This window comes from Paenibacillus sp. PastM-3, assembly GCF_029893965.1.
Lineage (GTDB): Bacteria > Bacillota > Bacilli > Paenibacillales > Paenibacillaceae > Paenibacillus_AQ.
This window is the reverse complement of the sequence record NZ_JARXXP010000011.1, coordinates 178,888-185,204: the sequence shown is the minus strand read 5'-3', so window position 1 is coordinate 185,204 and position 6,317 is coordinate 178,888. Positions and strand designations below refer to the sequence as shown.

Here is a 6,317-nt window from a genome sequence, read left to right as displayed (position 1 = left end):
AATAACAGGAGAATCGCTGCTCTGTTTAAATTTTAGACTTTTGAGAAGAGAATGAGCCTGTCACTACCAGTAGAATATCTACTTATGGGACAGCCTCTTTTACATTTCGGAAACATAATGCAGAGGATGAAAAAACGGCCCTGTCCTTCCCGGAGTCAGGAGGAGGACAGGGCCGCTCTGCGAGAGTGCGGTCAGCCGTTATTTTGCTCAACGGTCCGGGCGGAAAAATTACGCTGGACCTTAACGAGGCGGCCCAGCAGCAGAATGGCACCGATGGCGAGACCGGTTATCAGCCCGATCCAGTAGCCGTATGCCCCCATGTCTGTATAGGTGGCCAGCAGATAGCCGGTCGGAAGACCGATCACCCAATAAGCAATAAAGCAGATGATGAAAGCCGGATTTACATCCTTGTACCCTCTCAGCACGCCTTGGGTCGGTGTGGCTATTGCATCGGAAATCTGGAAGAAGATTGCGTAGATCAGGAAATGCTGGATCAGGGCAATCACCTCGGATTCGTCCGAATAGAGACCGGCTACGTGATTGCCGGCGAATAACAGGACAAGTGCTGTTAGCAGCGACAGTACAGCAGCGGAGCCAATGCCCATAATGCTGTATTGGCGGGCATCCTTCAGCCGGCCGGATCCGCTCTCAAAGCCGACGAGAATGGTCAGGCTCATGCAGATGCTCAGCGGGATCATGTACAGAGTAGAGGCAAAATTGATGGCTGCCTGATGAGCAGCTATCGTAACAGTGTCGAAGCGGCTCATCAGCAGTGTGACGGCAGAGAACACAGCTGTCTCAAAAAAGATGGAGAACCCGATCGGCACGCCGATCTTGAGCAGCTCCTTGAAGCTCTTTAGAGAAAGTCCGTAGAACTTGCGGAACAGCTGCAGGCCCTTGAACGGCTCAAACCGGTAAATGAAATGCAGGGCGACTGCAAAGATAACCCAATAGGTAATTGCCGAGGCAACACCCGCCCCTACACCGCCCATCTCAGGGAAGCCAAACTTTCCGAAGATCAGCAGATAGTTCAGGCCGACATTGACCGGAAGTGCAATCAGCGTAATCAGCATCGATACGCGGGTCTGTCCCAGGGCATCAATGGTGCTGCGCAGTACGGTATACCCGAACAGGGGGATAATGCCGACAGAGATGGCGCAGAGGAAACGGAAGGCAATATCCCTGACCTGCGGCTCCAGATTCATAAAGTTCAGAACCGGGGACAGAACAAGGCTGCCTGCAGCCAGCACGAGGAGTGAAATAAGCAACGAAAGCCAGATGCCCTGGGTTACCTGATAAGCTACATCTTTATTTTTCCGGCTGCCGATCAGGTGGGATACGATAGGGGTAATGCCCATCAGAATCCCGCTGAGGCCGGTCTGGATAGGAATCCACAGGCTTGTGCCGATTGCTACACCGGCAAGATCATCCGTGCCGTATTTGCCGGACATATTGGTGTCGAAGAAGGTAATGGCCGATAAAGCGATTTGGGTAATCAGAATGGGAAAAAGAATATGTAAGAATTGCCCGGTCTTTTGTCTGAGTGAATGCGTTTGGTTCATGGATTGCTGCCTCATTATCTGAATAAGATTTTTAAAGATTTTTTCCAGGAAAAGACCCGGCATAGGCCGGGTCCGGAATCCGCTTAACTGCCGCATATAATGGTTATGATGGCTTAAACGTTATTGCTCGTAATCAACATCTGAGGTGTAACGGTTATTGGCGTTCCAAAGCAGGAACTCATCCACGTTCTCGTCTTTCAGCGCACGGATCTGATCTTCAACCTGCTGCTTGCCGTATTTAATGAAATGACCGCTTCCCAGCCAGCTGGCGGTAAAGTCCTGAATCCACGGCCGTATCACCGGCTTGTAGCTGCCCAGCGGGTCCAGCTTTTTATGGGTATCGACCATTGAGCCCTTGATTGTAGCGTATGGATCCTTATCGGGATCCTTAACATCAAACCAGCCGGTGGAGTAATGGCTCGGATATACCATCGGACTGATTACATCGACATTCTTGGAGATTTTGACGAAATCCTGGCCGATGCCTTCTGCTGCAGGGACAGATGCCGCATAACCGAAGATATCAACGGATACTCTGACACCGAGCGGGGCAAGTTCAGCCTTGGCATATTTGACGAAGTCAGCAATGATTTCGACGCGGGGCCGGTCGCTCTTGGTGTATTTCAGCACATCGGCACGCTTTTCAAAACCCTCAGGGAAGCGGACGTAATCGAATTGGATTTCCTTGAACCCGAGCTTCGCCGCTTCCTTGGCAATGTCCACATTGTATTTCCATACATTCTCATTATACGGGTTAACGAAGCTGTCGCCGCCTTTGTTCTTCCAGACGCTGCCGTCAGAATTGACGAAGGACAACTCCGGATGCTTCTTGGCCAGCACGGAATCCTTGAACACAACAACACGGGCAATCGGATAGACGTCATGCTCCTTCAGCCGTGTCATAAGCTTGTTGATATCGCCGATGAAATTCTGGGGTGTGCCCATTTCCTGCAGCTCGGCATTGTCAGTCTTATATGTGATATATCCGGCGTCGTCCTTAATGTCGATGACCATCGAATTGAGTTCAGTCTTATCAAGGAGAGCGAGGAGCTGCTCCATCCGGGAGCCGCCTGCGCTGTAAGCCGTGACGTAGATGCCTTTGACCTTTGGCGCATCAGGCTGCGGATCGGTATGAAGTGCGCTGTCAGCTGCAGGTGTAGCATTTGGGGCAGGGGATGGTGATGCATTGCCGGCTGACGTATTCGGTGCAGCGGATCCGGCCTGTTCAGCCGTGACAGGTGGATTAACAGCTGACTGCAGGGCTGCGGAGACGTCGGATTCATGTCCGCCTGACTGGACGCCGACGCTTCCCAGAGCCATCATAAGTAATGCCCAGGTGATGTTCATTGTGTATTCTCTCCCTTTATGTACATTCCTTTAAAGTATAATGGAACGGCAGCATCCAAAAAGAACAGACTTGTAACAATCCGTGTAATTTTAGAACGCCAGAATATTTTCCGTCCTTTGAGTTTTTAAACGGTCTGTACCGATTCTAAACCTCCATATTAAAAGTAAATGCCGCCCGGAGCGGCAATTGCTGGCTCCGGGCGGCAACAAATCAAAACTTGCCATCAAGCGGTTGTGCTTATTGAAGATACGCAGGATTCTGATGCTCACAAATGCTGTAATGGATGATATCCATGGCATCCGCCGGTTCCAGAATGCTTAGACCGTCGCGCAGCACGATTACAGAATTCAATTCGTCCTGCTTGAGAAACGGCATCATATCGGGATACCACCTCATGACGATTGCTGACAGTTTTACCGTTTCCATTTCCATAATAGTCACCCTTTCCTTTTTCGAATGGTGCTGAACGGTTCATTCAGGGAACATCCGTAAAACGAAGTGCCTGGAAAAAAGAGGGGTAAAGCACAATCCTCATGAATTTATTAGGTCCTGCGTGAATCTAATATATCACAATTTTAAAATACGCGCATATCTTTCAGCTGGATCTTCTCCGGAAGGAGCCCATGACGCCTACGGTTTCCACAATATTGACAAAGGCCTGCGGGTCGCTGGCTTTGATGATCCGTCTCAGCTCTGCCAGCTCATAACGTGTTGTCACAGTCATTAGCATGTCCCGTTCGATATGAGAATAAGCGCCTTCGGTCTTAATCTTGGTTACGCCCCGCTGAAGCGGAAGGAGCTGCTCAAGCAGCTCTTCTGTGCGGGTTGTTACAATATATACCGTAACTTTGATGTGGCTGACGTGAATCAGATCGACAACCTTGCCGGTTACATAAATCGAAACCATGGAGGCCAGCGCCAGGTTCCAGTTATTATCGAAGTAAGCGGCCGCCAGAATGACCAATCCGTTTAGCCCCACCAGGATATTGCCGATTGGAAAGTCCCGGTAGCGGGTAATAATGGAACCGAGAATATCAAACCCGCCGGAAGATCCGCCCATGCGGAAGGAAATGCCAGCGCCTACACCAACAAGCACTCCGCCGAATACGGAAGCCAGCAGCATATCGGAAGCTACGGTAACTTCGGGTATCAAGGCCATGAGCCAGGTGGTGGAGCCGACAGAAAGGATGCTGAGAATGATAAATCTTCGTCCCAGCTGAAACCAGCCGGCAACGAGCAGCGGCACGTTGAACAGCAGATACAGCAGGCCGATATTGAACGGGGTAAAGTAACCGACCAGCATGGCCAGACCCGAAACCCCTCCGCTAAGCAGTCTGTGCGGGATCAGAAACAGATTAAAGCCGCAGGCAATCATTGCTGAACCGAAGATTACAGCAAGGCAACTGCCGATTTGTCTAAGTTTTAACAAGCGTTTCACCTCTGACATGTAATGTAAGTAATGAAAGAAAGGAATACACTGGTATTCCTAAATAGGTTTGTGATATAATGTATAGGATATTCTTGAGTAGAACGTTACAATGGTATTTTTGCATTGCTTCGGATGTGAAGCTACAATTGTTCAGGCGTTAATCAGACCTGATCTAAGGACATTTTTTCGTCCCATACGCGTAAACCCATGCAGAGATTACGGCATGATTGGACAGCCTATAAAGGTGTTTACCGCTACTTAAGAATACAGATAAGCATGTGGAATGTCCACTGTATAGAAGGAGCATGAATAATTTGAAAACATTCGCAGAATTCGGCCTGGAGCCCAAAGTGCTTCAGGCAATCACAGAGCTAGGATTTGAGGAATCAACACCGATTCAGGAGCAGGCGATTCCGATCGCGCTGACAGGAGCAGATATGATCGGCCAGGCTCAGACTGGTACCGGTAAAACCGCAGCGTTCGGTATTCCCCTCATCTCCAAGATCTCCCGGGAAGACGAAAGAATTACAGCACTTGTTATGACGCCGACCCGTGAGCTGGCTATCCAGGTTGCTGAAGAGATCGGCAAGCTGTCCCGCTTCAAAGGTCTCCGTTCCCTGGCCATTTACGGCGGACAGGATATCGGACGCCAAATCCGCGGATTGAAGAAAAAACCACAGATTATTATCGGTACACCAGGCCGTCTCCTGGATCACATCAACCGCAAGACGATCCGCCTGGACGACGTTCAGACCATCGTATTGGATGAAGCTGATGAAATGCTGGATATGGGCTTCATGGAAGATATCCAGAGCATCCTTAAGCTGGTTCCTGAAGAGCGCCAGACTATGCTGTTCTCGGCGACAATGCCTCCTAACATTCAACGTCTTGCCCAGCAGTTCCTGAAGAACCCGCAGCATGTATCGGTTATTCCTAAGCAGATCAGCGCACCTCTGATCGACCAGGCTTACATTGAAGTTCCTGAACGTCAGAAGTTTGAGGCTCTGAGCCGCCTGATCGACATGGAATCTCCAGAACTGGCTATCGTCTTTGGCCGGACCAAGCGCCGTGTAGACGAGCTTGCTGAAGGCTTGCAGAAACGCGGATACTCCGCTGACGGACTTCACGGTGACCTTTCACAGAACCAGCGTGATGCAGTAATGCGCAAATTCCGTGACGGCAGCATTGATGTCCTGGTAGCTACTGATGTGGCAGCACGCGGACTCGACGTATCCGGTGTAACACATGTAATCAACTTTGACCTTCCGCAGGATCCGGAAAGCTATGTACACCGTATCGGCCGTACCGGCCGTGCCGGTAAAGAAGGTACAGCATGGTCATTCGTAACACCGCGCGAAATTGATCACCTGCACCTGATTGAACGTGTTACGCGTCACCGCATCACCCGCAAACCGCTGCCTACAATGGCAGAAGCGATTGAAGGCAAGCAACGCATTACAGCAGAACGCCTGCTGGCGATGGTTGAAACCGGAGATCAACTGAACGAATATAAAGGTATTGCAATTCAACTGCTGGAGCAATATGATTCCGTACAGCTGCTGTCTGCAGCCATGAAGCTGCTGACTGGTGATTCCAAGGATGCGCAGGTTGAACTGACACCTGAGGATCCGATCCGTGCTAAACGCCGCGGCGGCAAGTACGACATCCGCAGCGGACGCAAGCCTAACGGAGGCTATGGTGGCAACCGCTCCGGCGGAAGCGGCGGCGGTTACAAGGGCAACCGCGAAGGCGGAAGCTACGGCGGCGGTTACAAGGGTAACCGTGACAATGCCGGCGGAACAACACGCGGCGGTTACAGCAGCGGCTATGGCGGCAACAGCAGCAGCGGCGGCTACAAAGGTAACCGTGATGATGCAGCCCGCAGTTCCGAGCGTAAGCCATACAACCGTCCAAGCGGTACTGGCACACGTCCAGCTAAGCGCGAAGACTCGGATAATTAAGCAGCAGCCGGTAATCC

At 50.9% G+C, this 6,317-nt stretch carries 5 protein-coding genes; 1 reads left to right on the top strand and 4 read right to left on the bottom strand.

What is annotated here, in order from left to right; genetic code table 11:
- Nucleotides 1–191: 191 nt before the first annotated feature.
- From M2108_RS17255 to M2108_RS17240, 4 genes are all read right to left on the bottom strand, one after another.
- Entirely contained in the window at nt 192–1,562 is a 1,371-nt protein-coding gene (locus M2108_RS17255) for an MATE family efflux transporter (RefSeq protein ID WP_277470609.1), read from the bottom strand.
- A gap of 120 nt (nt 1,563–1,682) precedes the next feature.
- Nucleotides 1,683–2,909: a putative glycoside hydrolase gene (locus M2108_RS17250; protein WP_277470608.1), complete on the bottom strand. Its 1,227-nt coding sequence runs from the start codon at nt 2,907–2,909 to the stop codon at nt 1,683–1,685.
- 238 nt (nt 2,910–3,147) lie between these two features.
- A complete protein-coding gene (locus M2108_RS17245; protein ID WP_068727877.1) occupies nt 3,148–3,342 on the bottom strand; it encodes a hypothetical protein in 195 nt (64 codons plus the stop codon).
- Nucleotides 3,343–3,505: 163 nt separating this feature from the next.
- Nucleotides 3,506–4,339, bottom strand: coding sequence for a YitT family protein (locus M2108_RS17240; RefSeq protein ID WP_277470607.1), 834 nt, complete (start codon nt 4,337–4,339; stop codon nt 3,506–3,508).
- 314 nt (nt 4,340–4,653) lie between these two features.
- On the opposite strand from M2108_RS17240, the gene cshA reads away from it, so the two are divergent.
- Entirely contained in the window at nt 4,654–6,300 is a 1,647-nt protein-coding gene (cshA, locus tag M2108_RS17235; RefSeq protein ID WP_277470606.1) for a degradosome RNA helicase CshA, read from the top strand.
- Nucleotides 6,301–6,317: the final 17 nt, after the last annotated feature.

Excerpts from the sequence above, each read along its gene's own strand:
- M2108_RS17255 (WP_277470609.1), bottom strand. The coding sequence starts at position 1,562 with ATGAACCAAACGCATTCACTCAGACAAAAGACCGGGCAATTCTTACAT.
- M2108_RS17250 (WP_277470608.1), bottom strand. The coding sequence starts at position 2,909 with ATGAACATCACCTGGGCATTACTTATGATGGCTCTGGGAAGCGTCGGC.
- M2108_RS17245 (WP_068727877.1), bottom strand. The coding sequence starts at position 3,342 with ATGGAAATGGAAACGGTAAAACTGTCAGCAATCGTCATGAGGTGGTAT.